At 35.9% G+C, this 15,738-nt stretch carries 15 protein-coding genes and 1 riboswitch; of the genes, 4 read left to right on the top strand and 11 right to left on the bottom strand.

Annotated features, from left to right (window positions below; translation table 11 throughout):
- Window positions 1–10 precede the first annotated feature (10 nt).
- Window positions 11–301, bottom strand: a complete 291-nt coding sequence (yidD, locus tag IGJ02_RS05135; RefSeq protein ID WP_010760748.1) for a membrane protein insertion efficiency factor YidD — start codon at window positions 299–301, stop codon at window positions 11–13.
- A gap of 209 nt (window positions 302–510) precedes the next feature.
- Between yidD and IGJ02_RS05130 the strand changes: the two genes are divergently transcribed.
- The gene (locus IGJ02_RS05130; RefSeq protein ID WP_010760747.1) at window positions 511–660 is read left to right on the top strand and encodes an SPJ_0845 family protein; all 150 of its coding nucleotides are present in this window, start codon (window positions 511–513) and stop codon (window positions 658–660) included.
- 46 nt (window positions 661–706) lie between these two features.
- Here IGJ02_RS05130 and yihA read toward each other — a convergent pair whose 3' ends face one another.
- A complete protein-coding gene (gene yihA, locus IGJ02_RS05125; RefSeq protein ID WP_010760746.1) occupies window positions 707–1,288 on the bottom strand; it encodes a ribosome biogenesis GTP-binding protein YihA/YsxC in 582 nt (193 codons plus the stop codon).
- A 233-nt stretch (window positions 1,289–1,521) separates the two neighbouring features.
- Window positions 1,522–2,775 (bottom strand): ATP-dependent Clp protease ATP-binding subunit ClpX, encoded by a 1,254-nt coding sequence (gene clpX, locus IGJ02_RS05120; RefSeq protein ID WP_010760745.1) that lies wholly within the window; start codon window positions 2,773–2,775, stop codon window positions 1,522–1,524.
- A 189-nt stretch (window positions 2,776–2,964) separates the two neighbouring features.
- On the opposite strand from clpX, the gene IGJ02_RS05115 reads away from it, so the two are divergent.
- Window positions 2,965–3,993, top strand: coding sequence for a lactonase family protein (locus IGJ02_RS05115; protein ID WP_430603502.1), 1,029 nt, complete (start codon window positions 2,965–2,967; stop codon window positions 3,991–3,993).
- Window positions 3,994–4,083: 90 nt separating this feature from the next.
- Here IGJ02_RS05115 and IGJ02_RS05110 read toward each other — a convergent pair whose 3' ends face one another.
- The 5 genes from IGJ02_RS05110 to IGJ02_RS05090 all read right to left on the bottom strand — a co-directional run bounded on the left by IGJ02_RS05110 (window position 4,084) and on the right by IGJ02_RS05090 (window position 8,476).
- On the bottom strand, window positions 4,084–4,368 hold the full coding sequence (locus tag IGJ02_RS05110; protein ID WP_430603501.1) for a hypothetical protein: 285 nt from the start codon (window positions 4,366–4,368) through the stop codon (window positions 4,084–4,086).
- Between the two features lie 139 nt (window positions 4,369–4,507).
- A complete protein-coding gene (gene anmK / locus IGJ02_RS05105) occupies window positions 4,508–5,635 on the bottom strand; it encodes an anhydro-N-acetylmuramic acid kinase AnmK (protein ID WP_430603500.1) in 1,128 nt (375 codons plus the stop codon).
- Between the two features lie 45 nt (window positions 5,636–5,680).
- Window positions 5,681–6,772 (bottom strand): DUF871 domain-containing protein, encoded by a 1,092-nt coding sequence (locus IGJ02_RS05100; protein WP_430603499.1) that lies wholly within the window; start codon window positions 6,770–6,772, stop codon window positions 5,681–5,683.
- A gap of 29 nt (window positions 6,773–6,801) precedes the next feature.
- Window positions 6,802–7,083: a hypothetical protein gene (locus IGJ02_RS05095; protein WP_430603498.1), complete on the bottom strand. Its 282-nt coding sequence runs from the start codon at window positions 7,081–7,083 to the stop codon at window positions 6,802–6,804.
- A 94-nt stretch (window positions 7,084–7,177) separates the two neighbouring features.
- Window positions 7,178–8,476, bottom strand: coding sequence for a PTS sugar transporter subunit IIC (locus IGJ02_RS05090; RefSeq protein WP_430603497.1), 1,299 nt, complete (start codon window positions 8,474–8,476; stop codon window positions 7,178–7,180).
- A 643-nt stretch (window positions 8,477–9,119) separates the two neighbouring features.
- Here IGJ02_RS05090 and IGJ02_RS05085 point away from each other — a divergent pair.
- Entirely contained in the window at window positions 9,120–11,333 is a 2,214-nt protein-coding gene (locus tag IGJ02_RS05085) for a M60 family metallopeptidase (protein WP_430603496.1), read from the top strand.
- An 89-nt stretch (window positions 11,334–11,422) separates the two neighbouring features.
- On the opposite strand, the gene IGJ02_RS05080 is transcribed toward IGJ02_RS05085, so the two are convergent.
- Both IGJ02_RS05080 and IGJ02_RS05075 read right to left on the bottom strand, forming a co-directional pair.
- The gene (locus IGJ02_RS05080; RefSeq protein WP_010760737.1) at window positions 11,423–12,628 is read right to left on the bottom strand and encodes an aminoacyltransferase; all 1,206 of its coding nucleotides are present in this window, start codon (window positions 12,626–12,628) and stop codon (window positions 11,423–11,425) included.
- A 173-nt stretch (window positions 12,629–12,801) separates the two neighbouring features.
- Window positions 12,802–13,308, bottom strand: a complete 507-nt coding sequence (locus tag IGJ02_RS05075) for a QueT transporter family protein (RefSeq protein WP_010760736.1) — start codon at window positions 13,306–13,308, stop codon at window positions 12,802–12,804.
- A gap of 12 nt (window positions 13,309–13,320) precedes the next feature.
- A riboswitch (PreQ1 riboswitch) is annotated at window positions 13,321–13,366 on the bottom strand.
- Window positions 13,367–13,547: 181 nt separating this feature from the next.
- On the opposite strand from IGJ02_RS05075, the gene IGJ02_RS05070 reads away from it, so the two are divergent.
- Window positions 13,548–14,507, top strand: coding sequence for a diacylglycerol/lipid kinase family protein (locus IGJ02_RS05070; RefSeq protein WP_430603495.1), 960 nt, complete (start codon window positions 13,548–13,550; stop codon window positions 14,505–14,507).
- A gap of 52 nt (window positions 14,508–14,559) precedes the next feature.
- Here IGJ02_RS05070 and IGJ02_RS05065 read toward each other — a convergent pair whose 3' ends face one another.
- Window positions 14,560–15,675 carry a PLP-dependent transferase gene (locus tag IGJ02_RS05065; RefSeq protein WP_430603494.1) on the bottom strand — a complete coding sequence of 372 codons (1,116 nt, stop codon included), beginning with the start codon at window positions 15,673–15,675 and terminating at the stop codon, window positions 14,560–14,562.
- Window positions 15,676–15,738 lie beyond the last annotated feature (63 nt).

Below are 15,738 nucleotides of genomic sequence, written 5' to 3'. Positions count from 1 at the left end.
CCGCCTTCATCTATTTATTGTGTTTGTTTCTTCTATAATTATAGGGACCATGATATTCTTGGTCCGGATTTCTTTTTAAGCTAAATTTCAACGGTACATAATCGATTCCGCCTTTGGTCAACGGATGACATCTTAAAAATCTCGCTGTTCCCATCGTTATGCCTTTAATACTGCCATGTGTTTGAATCGCATCGATCATATATTGTGAACACGTTGGGTGATAGCGGCAACTAGCTGGAAGCCCTGGTGAAATGAATCGCTGATACCCACGAACCATTCCAATAAAAATATTTCTTGCCATTTCGTCCCTCTTTTCTCTATCCGAAAAAACTATACCTTGTTTTATAATCGAATGCAAGCTTACAAATTTAAAGTAAAAACATTTTTATAAAAATTAGTAATGGTTGAAAAAGAAAACTATTCAAATTTCTAAAAGGATGCTAAACTAGAGAAAAGTAGTTGTACAAAACAACTTCCACACAATCTAAATCGAAATGGAGCTTATCAACGATGGGTTTGAAATTTGAAAGTACAAATGACTTAGATAAATTATTCGATTCTTTTGCACTAGATCCTAAGAAAGTAGAAATGCCAAAAGAAGAACTAGAAAAACAAGCAGCAAAAGCACAACAAAAAGAAGCGAAGAAAAAAGAAAAATAAAAAAATAGTGTTGACGTCTGTAAAAAGAGGTCAACACTATTTTCTATTATAAATACTTCTCAATGGCTTGCCATGCTTCTTCTTTACCTTCTTTGGTTTGCGAAGAGAACAGAATAAAATCATCTGATTTATCAAAGTTTAGTGCTTTTTTGATCACACTCTCATGTTTGTTCCATTTACCACGAGGGATTTTATCTTTTTTCGTTGCCACAACGATCACTGGAATATCATAGTATTTTAAAAACTCATACATTTGGATATCTTCTTGTGTTGGTGCATGACGCAAATCAACTAAAGAAACAACTGCTTTTAGTTGTTCTCTTGTTGTCATGTAGGTTTCGATCATCTCGCCCCATTTAGCTCGTTCTGTCTTCGACACTTTGGCATAACCATAGCCAGGGACATCGACAAAATGCAAGGCGTCTTCAATTAGGTAAAAATTTAATGTTTGTGTCTTCCCTGGTTTTCCAGAAGTTCTAGCTAAATTTTTACGGTTGATCAACGTATTGATAAAGGATGATTTTCCGACATTTGAGCGACCTGCTAAAGCAATTTCTGGAAGTTCTGTTTCCGGATACTGCTTAGGTGAAACTGCACTAATAATAATTTCTGCGTTATGAACATTCATAATTGAACCTCCTTCGTTTAAAAGCGGAACAAGCCGTTTAGCTCTGACAGAAAAATAGGAAAATAGGAATAAGGTGCTTTTTACCTTATTCCTATTTTATCTTTTTTCCGAAGAGCTGGCTTGTACAGCTAGATAAGTTACAAAGCTGAACGAACTCGCAAAGCTAAATAACGTTGTTGTATCAAAATCAGTAAAAAAGTAGAGACGCATCTCTACTTTTTAGTCTTTTAGCCTTAACCAGCTTTTTTATCTTTTTTATTATACACAATTGCTGGTTTTCCTGTACCTTCAACGGCCATTTCGGTAATAATCACTTTTTCGATTGTATCATCAGATGGCACATCAAACATGACATCCATCATGATTTCTTCAATGATTGAACGTAGACCACGAGCACCTGTATTACGCTCGATTGCTTTATTGGCAATCGCACGAAGAGCATCCTCATCAAATTCTAGTTCTGTGTCATCTAAAGATAATAATTTTTGATATTGTTTGACTAGTGCATTTTTAGGTTCAGTCAAGATACGAACTAAATCATCTGTCGTCAACTTCTCTAAAGCAGCTGTGACTGGTAAGCGTCCAATAAATTCAGGAATCAAACCGAATTTCAATAAATCTTCTGGAATGATTTGTTGCATCACGCTTTCATCTTCATTTAACTTGCTGTTTTTCGTACCGAAACCAATTGTTTTTTCGCCTAAGCGATTTTTAACCATGTTTTCGATCCCGTCAAAGGCTCCTCCAACGATAAACAAGACATTCGTTGTATCGATTTGGATAAATTCTTGGTGTGGATGCTTACGCCCGCCTTGTGGTGGTACGCTAGCGACTGTTCCTTCCAAGATTTTAAGCAAGGCTTGTTGTACGCCTTCACCTGAGACATCTCTTGTGATTGAAACATTTTCACTCTTACGGGCAATTTTATCGATCTCATCAATATAGATAATGCCTTTTTCAGCACGCTCTACATTGAAATCTGCTGATTGTAACAGTTTCAATAGAATATTTTCTACGTCTTCTCCTACATAACCTGCTTCCGTCAAGCTTGTCGCATCTGCGATCGCAAATGGTACATTCAATGTTCTAGCCAATGTTTGGGCTAAAAATGTTTTCCCAGAACCTGTTGGGCCAATTAAACAAATATTGCTCTTTTGTAATTCTACATCTTCAGAGCTTGAATTTTCTGATTGATTTACACGTTTATAGTGATTATAGACAGCCACTGCTAGTGAGCGCTTTGCCTGATCTTGTCCAATTACATATTCGTTTAAGACATCCAATATTTCTTGAGGTTTTGGGACATCCGTTAATTCACGTACGGCTTCATCGTAAAATTCTTCATCAATAATCTCTTTACATAAGTCGATACATTCATTACAAATATAGACACCAGGTCCAGCAACGATTTTTTTCACTTCTTCTTGTGTTTTACCACAAAATGAACAGCGAACTGCACCATTGTTGCTATTTGTATTATCGTACATGCGTGTCACCCCTCTAAAATTAAAAATGACTGTCGTTACAGTCTTAAAATATAATAGCATAAATCAAGTGAAAATGCGAACATTGGATTTGTAAAGATTTGCTAAATAAAGGAATTCTTATGGTATACTAAAAGAGTTAAATCAATTGCTGATTTTGATCAACATTCAGTAAAAAATGGAGGGAATTTCATGCTGGAACAAATGTTATTAGGAACTTATACACGTAGAGAAAGTAAAGGGATTTATCAGATAGCGCTGGATACAGATAAAGAAACACTTTCAGACGCAACGTTGTTAGTAGAAGAAACGAGTCCAACCTACTTAGCTCTAAATCAAAAGGGAGACTTGTTTAACGTCACTTCTGTTGATGGTGAAGGCGGTATGGCTGCTTATAAAAACCATGACGGACACTTCGACTTATTAAATAAAGTCACTGAAGCTGGCGCTCCTCCATGTTATGTTGCACTTGATGAAGAAAAACAACTGGTTTTTGGTGCTAATTATCACCAAGGAATCGTTCATGTTTATCGTATTTTAGCCGATGGACAATTAGAACATACGGATAAGATCGTTCATGATGAACCAACTGGACCACATGAAAATCAAGACAATGCCCATGTGCATTATACAGACTTAACGCCAGATCGTCGTTTAGTAGTCTGTGACCTTGGGACTGATCGCGTGTACACATATGACGTCAGTGAAGCTGGCAAATTATCTGAGGTTGCCCAATATGTAGCAGAACCTGGAACTGGTCCTCGTCATTTAGTCTTCCATCCAAATAATCAATTCGCTTATCTGTTTGGTGAGTTAGATAGTACAGTGACGGTTTTAGCTTATAATGCAGCTGATGGTTCTTTTGAACATGTTCAAAAAGTATCCACTTTACCTGAAGGGTTCAATGAATTTAACGGTGGTGCTGCGATTCGTATTTCTGCGGATGGACGTTTTGTTTATGCATCAAACCGCGGACATGATTCGATTGCTGTTTTTGCAACAAAGGAAGATGGTAGTAAAGTAGAGCGTGTACAATTGATTTCTACCGAAGGCGAAATTCCACGTGACTTTGATTTAGATCCAACAGGAAAATTTGTTGTTGCGGCAAATCAAAATACGGATAATTTAACTCTTTATCGTCGCGACGAAGAAACTGGTCTTTTAGAGATGATTCAAAAAGATGTTTATGCACCTGAATGTGTGTGTGTTTATTTTAAATAGTTATTAGGATCATTAAAAAACGACTTCTCGTGTTTCTTAGCTTTCGCTGAATTCATGAGAAGTCGATTTTTTTATATTGAGTTTTCTATTCTAAAAATTTTGTTTTAACTCTGTTCCTATAACTTTGAATGAAACATCGGTATAATGTTTGTTTAACTCTTCTGTTTTTACATTCATTAAACTGACTTTCACAAATTTATCCAAAGTGAAGCTACTGTTGCTTAGATTAACTCGGTGTTCAGAAAATATTCTTTTGGTATGTCCAATTATTGAAAACACATAAGTTAGCACTTCTTCCTTCTTAATTTCTTTGAATAAATCCTGATATTTCTCTAAATAATCAGAATTATATAGTTCATTTGACCGTTGAATCATTGCTAATACATTCCTTTTTTATAGTGAGCGTTACAAAAAAACTACTTCTTTTGGTACAGATACTAAAATCATTATTAACTCATCTAGAACTTATACGCTCTACGTATGTTTAGGGCACTCACCCCTTAAACTAATCCTCTTAATAATAGGTTATACTTCCTAATGGTACCGAGCGTTTCGCACCTGTTGCACTTGGTACATTTCCTGGACAGTGTTGTAATGTTTGATTTGCTAAAATCGCCATTGCAATTGCCTCTTTTGCTTCTGATGAAAAACCGATTTCTTCTTGGATAAGCACTTTAACTTCTGGCAACTCAGCTTTGATCATAGCAATCAGCGTTTGATTGTAACTCCCTCCGCCACCAATGATCAATTCAGTTTTCCCAATTACAAAAGGTTTAACAGCTTCTGCAATCGATTTAGCTGTAAACATTGTTGCTGTTGCAATCAAATCATTTGGCCCAACTGACCATTTTTCCAATAAAGAGCTAGTAAACTGTTTCCCAAAATCTTCTCGCCCCGTTGTTTTTGGGGGTGATTTTTTTATATAAGGATGGGCCATCAATTCTTCTAATAACTGATGATCAACTGTGCCTTGACTAGCATAAAAACCATCTTTATCATACTCTTGTTTAAAAAAATACAAACATAGCTCGTTCATGATTACATTTCCTGGACCTGTATCAAAGGCAATCATATCTGCTATTTCTCCTGATTTAGGAATAACGGTGACATTACCGATTCCACCAATATTTTGAAGTAGGCGCGTTGTCTCAGGTTTTTGGTATAGTATATACTCTGAATAAGGAACAATCGGAGCACCTTGACCGCCAACTGCCATGTCGCGTTCTCTAAAATTTGAAACAACCGTTGTCTTTGTCCGCTCACAAATTACAGCTGAGGCACCTATTTGTAAAGTTGATGCATAAAAACCATCTCGAGCATAAGGAATATGAAAAAGAGTTTGCCCATGACTGCCAATAAAAGCCAAATCATTTAAAGAAATTTCTGCTTTGTTACAAACATCCAGAACAGCTTGAGCAAAGCATTCACCTAATTCAATGTTTAAAGAACAGATTTTTTCTACATCTGAACTTTCTAATGATAAAGCTTCACGAATGTTTTGAAGTGTTGTGCCTTTAAAAGGAACTGTTAAAAATTTGACCAACTTAACAGAAGTTGTTTCATTTTTGCCTGTGATATCCACCAAAGCTGCATCGATACCATCTAAGGAAGTACCTGACATTAAACCAACTGCATAAACCATGAATTTCGCCTCGATTAACTTATTTTTGTATTTGACTTTTATCGCCTATTGTTTCACTTCATGAAAAGCAAATTTTTGCCAAGGTCTTAGATAAGGTAACAAAATACGGTCAGCTTCCGTAATTTTACCAACAACATTTGATTTACCTGAGTTTTTCATCGGCAATAATGCCACCTGCAGCTCGCCTGCATAATGGGCATATAATGACGATTCAATAATAATATCTCCTGTTTCCATATCAATTGTATTAAATGGAACAAATTCGTGCCCTTTGTATTTTACTCGACTTTGCGTTGAACGAACTACGTAATCAGAAATATCTCCACGATTAAAATGAAATTCATCTAAAATAATTGTTCTTTCTAATTCTGGTGTCTCAGAGTCAATCACACAATCAAATGTTAGACGATAAGGATCGATTTCACTTAAAGCTTTGAGCTCTTCTTCTGAAGCAAAAGCATTAGCGATTATTACATCATCGATCACGTTTGTTGCCCATAGATGTTTAGCTTGAGTAGTGATTGGCCACGTTCGGTGTATTTCTAATGTACACAAGCCTTCTTCTACAGGCCAAGGACCAATAGTTGCTGAAGGAGAATTGATCAATGCTGCTGTCCCGATTCCATGTTCTTTGTATACTTCTGAAGTTGCAAAAAAATGCTCATAATTTAGTCCTGTATAGCGATGAGGATAAAAATTGTGACAACCGAATAATTTGTCCGAATTAGCCTGATAACTTAGAATATTTTCTAGATAACGAGTGCCAGAACTAATATTCAACACGATATCCAACTCTTGTTCATTAAACGTCATAATTGATTCTTCATTTCCGGTAAATCCCATATCCAAACGAATGCCATCTACTCCTATTTCTTTAAAAAAGGTCAAATCCTCATAGCTAATGCCTAATTCTCCAAAAATTCTAGGACTAACATCGGCAATAACATCCATACCTAACCCTTTTCCATAAAGAATCGTCTCTGTAAACTCATTTAAAATCTGCTCTTTTCCTTCTTCAACAGATAATAAGCAAGTAAAAACACGTTTAAAATTATACTTTGCCGCTAAATCCATATACGCCTTTATTGCATCTACGCTACTATGATTTGGATAAACTGAAATCCCTAATTTTCTCATTATCTTAGCTCCTTTACAATCATTTTATTCTATCTGATTTTCGATTCACTTTTCTGATGCTTTTGCTCTACTAGTAAACGACTGCTTTCAAAAAAGATAACTGCCAATAAACCACTAATACCATACACTCCTTGTTTGATGATTTCTGGCATATTTGGAAACATAAGGTTTGGAATCAACGCAATCAAAAAAACAGAACAACCAATCAACCAGCGATTAGGTAGTAGATTCTTCTTTTTTAATTGATGGGTCATTATCAAGCCGACAACAATAAATAAAACACTTGCTACCATAAAAACTATTTTAGTCATTTTTTTGCCTCCTACCTTCTGGCTTTTAAAGAAACAACGGAATGGAAAATCATTAAAGTGTTTTTTCCATTCCGTCTTTTTTTATCTGTTACTCTTATTTTGCGATAGCATGTTCTTTTTCTAATTCATTATTATCGTAAATCATTACAAAAGGATAGTAAATCACTACTGAAATAATAATCAGTACAATATTCAACACAGCTGCTCGCCAATCTCCACCTGTTGCCAAGTATGCGCCAATTGGCCCAGGCAAAGTCCAAGGTGCTGTAAAGATCACACGATTCACTAAGCCAAATTGAGTAGCGAACCACGCAATAGTAGCGGTAACCATCGGTGTTATAATAAACGGGATGATTAAAATCGGGTTCAACACGATCGGTGTTCCGAAAATCAACGGCTCGTTAATATTGAAAATAGCTGGTGCTAGTGTTGCCTTTCCTAATTTTGAAGCGAATTGAGATTTCGTTTTAAAAGCGAGTAACAATGCTAATCCAATCGTACAACCTGAACCGCCGATCCAAATAAACCATTGATAAAATGGCTCTGCTGCGATATTCGGCAACTCTTTTCCAGCAGCCATTGCAGCCGTATTTCCATCTAATAATTGCAGCCATAATGGTCTCGCTAATGATCCAACGATAGAGACCCCGTGAATCCCAAACGACCAAAAGAATGTAATCATGAAGATCAACAGTAAAACACTCGGTAAACTATCCGCTGCACTAACTAAAGGGCTTACAATTTTAGAAATTGTTGAGTGCCAATCAAATCCGATAAAGTAAGTCAAGGTAGAGATTCCTAGAATAACAATCAATGTCGGTGTCAGCGTTTCAAAAGATCTAGCAACAGCTGGAGGCACTTGTTCTGGCATTGTGATTTTAAATCTTGATTTATCCGTGATACGATAAATTTCAACAGCTAAAATCGACGTAATAATCCCAACGAACATTCCTCCACCGCCTAAATTGGCCATCGGTAACACAAACCCAGTAGTTCCTGCTGCATCAAGTGCTTCTGCCGGAATATTAACTGGAACAAACGTTAAAAGAAAAGCAATCGTCGCTAAAATTCCACCTGAAATAACGTCTAAATTATATGTTTTAGATAAACTTGCTCCAATACCAAAGGTTGCGTAAAGGGTCATGATGTACATCGTCATGCGATACGGCAATAAAATCGTCGCTGCATTAGACGTTAGGAACTGCGTGATGCCCCAATCTGCTGGAAGTGGGGGAAAAGCAATGATCAAGAAAAACGATCCAATAATAATCAATGGCAAGGTCGCAATGATCCCATCTCGGATTGCACGCAAATGGCGCTGATTGGCTAATTTTGCCATCGGTCCTGCTAAATGTTCTTCAATAAATTCAGTAAACTTTTTCAATCTTCTCATCTCCTATTTACATTCAACTCATCCATAAAAGCCCTTACAAATAACAATTAAAAAAAATGAATTACAACATAATTGCGTGAACACATTGTTTTATTAGTCAATCTACCAAACGAAACAGCAACTACGCATCTAACTAAATTACTTGAACCTGATTTTAACCTCCTGTCTTTCAATTTTCCGTTTTTCCAGTTCTTCACCTATTTAAAACGTATCGATATTCACCTGCTACACTCATCGACAACCCCATCATACAGTTAAAGAACTATTTTTTCAACATTTATATATAAAAAACGAAATAAAATTTCAATATTCACAATTATAAATCTAAATAAGAAATATTATTCATACTAATATAAATAAATATATTAAAGTTGTATTTTTTGAGTGAAATTTAATTCCTGAAAAGTCATTCAACCATTTTGAGTGAAAATAATAATCAAAAAAAGGTTTTTTTCGACTATTTTTGATTTAAAACTAGCGCAAAATAACTTACATATATATTTTTTCTTAACTCAATCTACATCAAAAATCATAAATCATTATTACCTATTCAGAAAGTAGCCTTTTTTGAACACTTTCGACTAAAAAATGAGAAAAAACTAATCTATACTAAATTTAATTCAAAGGAAGAAGGTTAGTAAAAATGAAAAAGAACAAATTCTATATCTCTATGGGGGTGTCGATATTAACATTAGTAGCAACTGGTATTTTAAATACAACAGATACTTATGCTGAACCTGTAAATAATAAAAATTTAGCGAAAGCCGAACAAAAAATGATGCAACGATATCCTGGTGTTCAATCTGAACTCATTCAGTCAGAAGATACAACTATCTACCGCAAAAACCAATTAGATAATACTTTTGGGGCTAGTAATAACCAATCCAGTGGTGTTTATAAAAGAAATACTGACAGCATTACAATCTACGTTGACGAAAATACAGATCAAACAGCACTGCCAACATATACGATTTCACCGATTATTTTAAATCAATATCTTGATGGGCATCCACAGAAAATTGCTTTAAAAAAAGGAAAAAATACGATCAACAATGCCAGTCAAGGGATTATTCATCTTCAAAATATTACTGCTACAACAACACAGCAAAAATTACTCGTAACTGTTGATGGTGGTATAAAGCTCCCTCGTTTTATCTTAGGTAAAACAACTGAAGCTGATTGGCAAAATCAAGTACGTCAAAGTCCAAATACGCCAGGTTATGAATTAGTAGGAACTCATACCTTAGTCACTGGTTCTAAAACTACTTTGAATCAAGTAAAGGATCCTCAGCGTATTATAGAAACCTATGATAAAGTAGTAAAATTCCATGACGAATCCTCTGGTCTAGATAACAGCACTTCTTTACATAGACAGGATCGCGGATTGATTCAACATATGCGTGAAACACAAGAATCCGGTTATTATATGTATGCTTGGTTCAGCCATACAGCCTATTCGAAAGATTCAGGTATGGCAAAGCTTCTATCCGCTAGCTCTGACACACTTTGGGGACCTATGCATGAACTTGGGCATACCTATCAAATGAATCGCATGACGTGGAACAATCAAACGGAAGTGACTGTAAATATCTATAGTATGAGAAGCGAAAAGAAATTTGGCGACAGAAGTCGTTTAGAACGCGAGAAAGTATACGATAAAATTTTTACTTACTTCAAATTATCTAATAAAAATTATGACAATAATAAGGATCTGTTCGTAAGGCTTGGAATGTTCTGGCAGTTAGAACTCGCTTTTGGTGATAGTTTCTATCCTCAATTGCACAAATTATACAGAGAAGAAGCAAAGGACTTACGTAGCGACTCAGCAAAACAGCAATACTTTATCTCATCCACTTCAAAAATCGCTAATAAAAATTTGCTGCCTTATTTTGAAATGTGGGGCTTGCCAATCACTAATGAAACAAGGCAAACCATTCAAAAATATCCAAAATTAACACATAAAATCTGGGAATACCGTGATGAGATGAAAAATCCAATTAGTCCGATTGATCCTATACAACCAGAAAAACCAGCTACACCGGTAACTCTTTCCATTCTTGATGTAGAGCATAACTTCGTAAAATTCAAATGGACACAAACGCAAGGGGACTCGTCAATAAAAGAGTATATCGTTTATAGAGATGGCAAAGAAATTGGCAGAACAACAACAACAGAATTCACTGACAAAACGGTTCAACCAATGACTACCTACAATTATAACGTTGTGACTATCAGCACAGTTGGTGGAACTTCTGACAAGAGTGCAAGCTTAAAAATAAAAACACCAACAATACCCAGTGCCGAAACACCTGCTCCAACCAAACCAACAGCCATTGTTTCTACTACTATCACTGAAAACTCGATTTCCTTAACTTGGTCTCCTTCAAATAGTTCAGTGGGTATTGCCGGATATAATGTTTACCGTAATGGTGCAAAAATCAGTACAGTAAATGCAACATCCTTTACAGATACTAGTCTCCAAGCAAATACCACCTATACGTATCAAATTACAGCTTTTGATCGCACTCATAAAGAATCAATCAAAAGTGATAGTATTACATTAAAAACAAAGCAAACTGAAACACAACTCTCTACATGGGATAGCAATAAAATTTATACAGCAGAAAATAAAGTCTTCTTTAACGGGGTAGAGTACAAAGCAAAGTGGTGGACACAAGGCAATCGTCCTGACCAATCAGATGTATGGGAATCTCTGTCTAAGAACACGATGGAATGGGAATGTAACAAGGCTTATAACGGTGGAGACAACGTAACATTCCAAGGAAAAACCTATAAAGCAAAATGGTGGACACAAGGCAATCAGCCAGGATCTTCACCCGTTTGGGAAAAGATTTAATTGCATTTTAAAAAGAGAGCGACGCAAAACTGGAGATCAGTTTTGCGCCGCTCTCTTTATTCGAATAAACGATGAGAAAGAATAGCTAATTATTTTTTCTGTTTTTTTAATTTATACGCATACTCGCTTGCTTTGAAAAGTAACCCATTAACTGGCAAATCAAATTCACCAATAAATTCATTCACAGTCGGATTGAAGTTAGATTTAAATTTAATCAACCCATCACTCAAGCTACCTTCCAAACCGCCCATATTGCAAGAAGTACAGCCGCGTTCAAAGCATTCATTGATTGCATCAAACCATGTAACATATGCTGGCATATAGCGTTTGTAACGGTCATCCATCCCTGCATATAAAATTTCACTAGTTGAACCAAACGTGATTGCTAGAGCCCCAGCAACAATTGCAACATCACCAGAATGCGCAATATTTTCTTCCAATTCTGTCATTTCACGTGTTAGAGAAAAATCAAGCTCTTCTAAGTTATGGCGTTTTTTTACTTGATTTTCTTTGAGATTCGCTAGGTCTTCTTTATTTTTATCAAACCGTTGTTTTGTTTCCTCAAAACGTTCTTTCAAATTCACTTGTGCCAACATAATAAATGAATTTTCAGGATAAATCGTTAATAATTTTTCAAAATAGTCGCTATTTCGCAGTGAAATATTTTGGCGTTCTGTTGTTGATTCGATAACTTTAGCAAAATCATCTACTAACTCTGTATGCCCCATTTTAACAATGACACCTTTTTTTTGCGCTTGTTTCATCATTTTCTTTGTGCTTTTTGATAATTGTTCTTCACTGAAATCTTCTTTATAAATATTAGCTTGAAAACGTGGTTGGATCGTTGCATCCATAGCCATGGTCAATCCTTGATGCTTCGCACCGCTTGCGATGATATTATCAATTATTGATTGGGCTGTGGGATCAATCGTTTGTTCTTCCCCTAGATGGAAATCTTTATAATGAACCGTTGGATCCATTTTTACAAATAATGCTCGTTTTTTCTTACCGAATTGTTTTAGCTCTTTTAAAAAAAAGGAAACAAGTTCTGAATTTGTATAATCCATAATTGGTCCACGAGGTGTATAAAGCATCGAAAATTTCATTGGTAGTGGTCTGATCAATACCAAGCTAGAGGCAACTAAGGTACCATTTTCGTAAACACCGACAATCTCTGATCCCCAGTTATCCTTCACCTTAGCCCATGAAGATGACTGTAATAAGTTGCATAAGGGGTGGTTTTCAACAAATTTATCGTGTTCTTTGGCATCAACGCCAATTTTAAATTCAAACATTATATAAAACTCCTCTACATTTTAGCTTCTGTATTACCATATCATAATTTATTAAACAGGAACAGTAAAGTTTTTCATGAAATTGGTTAGAAAACTTTAAGAGACTAACTCAACATTACAACAGTCTTGAGTCAGCCTCTTACAAATGAATTATTACTACTTTTTTTTATTGATCAAAGTCGCTTTTCAAAGTGAACGGATTTATTTATCCAGTACATCACAGGTGCAGCCACTGCCATTGTTACAAACTCACTAAGTGCTAATGTTGCGTAATTCCCCCAAAAGGCTGCTCCGCCTGCTGGTGCTAGCATAAACGCAATAATACACATAGTTGCTGTAAAAAATAGCGTGTTCAGTGCTAAACGTGCGATAACATTAGGTACTCTTTTTTGTAATAAAGCTGTTAGCCCAAGTGAAATAAATGATTGTAATCCGCCATACAAGGCATCCATGGCTCCAAAGCCAAAGAAAAAATTATAGACGACTACTCCACCTAAAACGCCCCACATCAATTTCCGATTGAAAACAACTAAATGATTCAAACTTTCAGAAATTCTAAATTGGATTGGTCCTGACGAAACGGGTGCTACTAAAATCGTTAAGCCAAGATACAACGCCATCACAATAGCGTTCATGGTAATTGCTTTTACTTTACTGTTTGTTGTCACAGTATTTTGCATAGTTTCCCCTTCTTTCTCCTAGTTTTTTTACAAGGGATGGTTGATGAACCTTGTCGAGGATCTGTTTCCTCAAAAAATGATACGTAGGCATTATAGCTCATAATCACTCGTTTCACAATGATAAATTACATTTAATAAATCTTTCAACATTCTAGTTCTTATTTGTATTGTTCAAGCATCCATTATTCTTAATTTTTCACATGTCTGTTATAATAAGACTTTGTACAAGGAGGAAACAAATGAAGAAACATTTTTATCTCGTCATCAATGAGAATGCTGGTAGTGGCACTGGGCGTAAAGCTGCCGATAAGATCATCAAACAACTTCAAACAGCCAACATTGATTACACAACGTTTTATACAGATCATGCTGGACATGAAATAGAGATCGTACAAAATTTAGCACAAACTACATTGATTTCTTGGAACACTGAGCTGGACATCGAAACATTTCCACTGCTAGTCGTTCTTGGCGGAGATGGTACTTTGCATAGTGTACTTAATGCCTTAGATTCCTTTGATTCTAAAATCCCAATTGGTTATATCCCTTGTGGTTCTGGAAATGATTTTGCTCGTGGTGTGGGAATAGCTAGACAGACCGAAAAAGCTTTTTTCCAGTTACTAAAAGCTGAAGTACCACAAGAAATCCAAATCATTACGTATGCTGAAGCTATTCAAGATGAAGTGGGTCTTGCCGTCAATAATATTGGTATCGGTTTAGATGCGGCAATCGTCAATGCAGCTAACACTTCTGCTTCAAAAAGTACATTAAACAAATTTAATATGGGGTCTTTATCTTATATCTTTTCTATTTTAAAGGTATTATTTACCCAAAAAGGGTTTCCCATTCTTGTTGAAATTAACGGAAAGAGTCTTGAATTTGATCGTGCTTTTTTATGCACAGTGACAAAACATCCTTATTTTGGCGGCGGTGTGCCGATTGCGCCTGTTGCTGATCCAAGAAAGCCTGTTTTAGATTTTGTTTTGGTAGAACGGATCAACCTATTTAAGATCTTTTGGCTGATCCTGCTATTGATTCAAAAAAAACAGATGAAATCAAAATACTTTCATCATTTTCAATCTAGTAAATTCCGAATCGTTTCAACAGTTCCTCAATATGTTCATGCTGATGGTGAAATTTTAGGGAAAAGAAGCACTGACATTTCTTTTGGTACAGAAACTAGATTATTTTGGTTTTAAAGATAAAAAAATAAGCAGGAAAAAACAAGTTTGTGTTTTTCCTGCTTATTTTTTAGTTTACTGTTTCAAACGCTTGTTTTAAATCAGCAATCAAATCCTCGCTTGCTTCGATTCCTGTTGAAATCCTCAATAAATCTGGCGTTAATCCATAAGACTCTCTTAATTCTTCTGGAATATCCGCATGTGTTTGTGTTGTTGGATAAGTGATCAAACTCTCAACCCCACCCAAACTTTCTGCAAAAGTAAAAATCGATAAGTTTCGTAAAAAATCTTTGATCGATTCTTGATGTTTGATTTTAAAACTCAACATACCTCCGCGTCCAGGATAGAGAACTTCTTTAACTTTAGAACTGTTTTTTAAAAACGCTGCAACTTCCTGAGCATTTTTTTCATGTCTTTCCATCCGCAAAGACAACGTCTTCATCCCTCTGATTAAGAGCCAGCTGTCAAATGGCGATAAAACAGCTCCGGTTGTATTTAAGCTATAAGCTAATTGTTCGCCTATTTCTTGTGAACGTGTAATTACAGCTCCAGCCAATAAATCATTGTGCCCACCAAGATACTTCGTTGCACTATGAATCACAATATCAGCGCCTAAATCCAGTGGTCTTTGAATCAATGGCGTGTAAAACGTATTATCGACGATCAATTGAGCCTGATGCTTTTTAGCGAAAACTGCTACCTTTTCGATTGATACTTCACTCATCAACGGATTGGTTGGGGTTTCAATAAATACAGCTATCGTTTTATCTGTAATTTCCTTTTCGAATCCTACTTCATCCTCTACATAAATAAAATTATATATCCCCTGCTTTTCTAATTCTTTGAAGTAACGGTAACTGCCTCCGTATAAGTCTCTAGAGGCGACGATTTGACTGCCTACTGGAAATTGGCTGAATACTAATTGAACCGCGCTCATTCCTGAACTAGTCGCTAAACCAACTGCTCCGTTTTCTAAAGTTGCCAGTGCTGATTCGACAACTTCTCTTGTTGGATTTTTGGTTCTGGTATAATCATAGCCCGTCGACTCACCTAGTGTTGGATGCTCATACGTCGTTGAAAAATAAATAGGCGTATTAATCGATCCAGTCACTGGATTTTGATGATTTCCAATTTGTGCCAAAAAAGTGTCTGTTTGAACATTCCCAGATTGTGATTTCTTTTCCATAAACTTCCCTCTTTTCTAGTAAAATAAACTACCTTCATTTGTAGTTGAGCACGTTTCCCGTGT

It is taken from the genome of Enterococcus sp. DIV0724b, assembly GCF_050531475.1.
Lineage (GTDB): Bacteria > Bacillota > Bacilli > Lactobacillales > Enterococcaceae > Enterococcus_L > Enterococcus_L haemoperoxidus.
The sequence above is the reverse complement of the archived record's forward strand: the minus strand, read 5'-3'. Positions and strand labels throughout refer to the sequence as shown.

What these genes read in the sequence shown, in the direction of transcription:
- yidD (WP_010760748.1), bottom strand. Translation starts at nt 301, where the DNA reads ATGGCAAGAAATATTTTTATTGGAATGGTTCGTGGGTATCAGCGATTC.
- IGJ02_RS05130 (WP_010760747.1), top strand. Translation starts at nt 511, where the DNA reads ATGGGTTTGAAATTTGAAAGTACAAATGACTTAGATAAATTATTCGAT.
- yihA (WP_010760746.1), bottom strand. Translation starts at nt 1,288, where the DNA reads ATGAATGTTCATAACGCAGAAATTATTATTAGTGCAGTTTCACCTAAG.
- clpX (WP_010760745.1), bottom strand. Translation starts at nt 2,775, where the DNA reads ATGTACGATAATACAAATAGCAACAATGGTGCAGTTCGCTGTTCATTT.
- IGJ02_RS05115 (WP_430603502.1), top strand. Translation starts at nt 2,965, where the DNA reads ATGCTGGAACAAATGTTATTAGGAACTTATACACGTAGAGAAAGTAAA.
- IGJ02_RS05110 (WP_430603501.1), bottom strand. Translation starts at nt 4,368, where the DNA reads ATGATTCAACGGTCAAATGAACTATATAATTCTGATTATTTAGAGAAA.
- anmK (WP_430603500.1), bottom strand. Translation starts at nt 5,635, where the DNA reads ATGGTTTATGCAGTTGGTTTAATGTCAGGTACTTCCTTAGATGGTATC.
- IGJ02_RS05100 (WP_430603499.1), bottom strand. Translation starts at nt 6,772, where the DNA reads ATGAGAAAATTAGGGATTTCAGTTTATCCAAATCATAGTAGCGTAGAT.
- IGJ02_RS05095 (WP_430603498.1), bottom strand. Translation starts at nt 7,083, where the DNA reads ATGACTAAAATAGTTTTTATGGTAGCAAGTGTTTTATTTATTGTTGTC.
- IGJ02_RS05090 (WP_430603497.1), bottom strand. Translation starts at nt 8,476, where the DNA reads ATGAGAAGATTGAAAAAGTTTACTGAATTTATTGAAGAACATTTAGCA.
- IGJ02_RS05085 (WP_430603496.1), top strand. Translation starts at nt 9,120, where the DNA reads ATGAAAAAGAACAAATTCTATATCTCTATGGGGGTGTCGATATTAACA.
- IGJ02_RS05080 (WP_010760737.1), bottom strand. Translation starts at nt 12,628, where the DNA reads ATGTTTGAATTTAAAATTGGCGTTGATGCCAAAGAACACGATAAATTT.
- IGJ02_RS05075 (WP_010760736.1), bottom strand. Translation starts at nt 13,308, where the DNA reads ATGCAAAATACTGTGACAACAAACAGTAAAGTAAAAGCAATTACCATG.
- IGJ02_RS05070 (WP_430603495.1), top strand. Translation starts at nt 13,548, where the DNA reads ATGAAGAAACATTTTTATCTCGTCATCAATGAGAATGCTGGTAGTGGC.
- IGJ02_RS05065 (WP_430603494.1), bottom strand. Translation starts at nt 15,675, where the DNA reads ATGGAAAAGAAATCACAATCTGGGAATGTTCAAACAGACACTTTTTTG.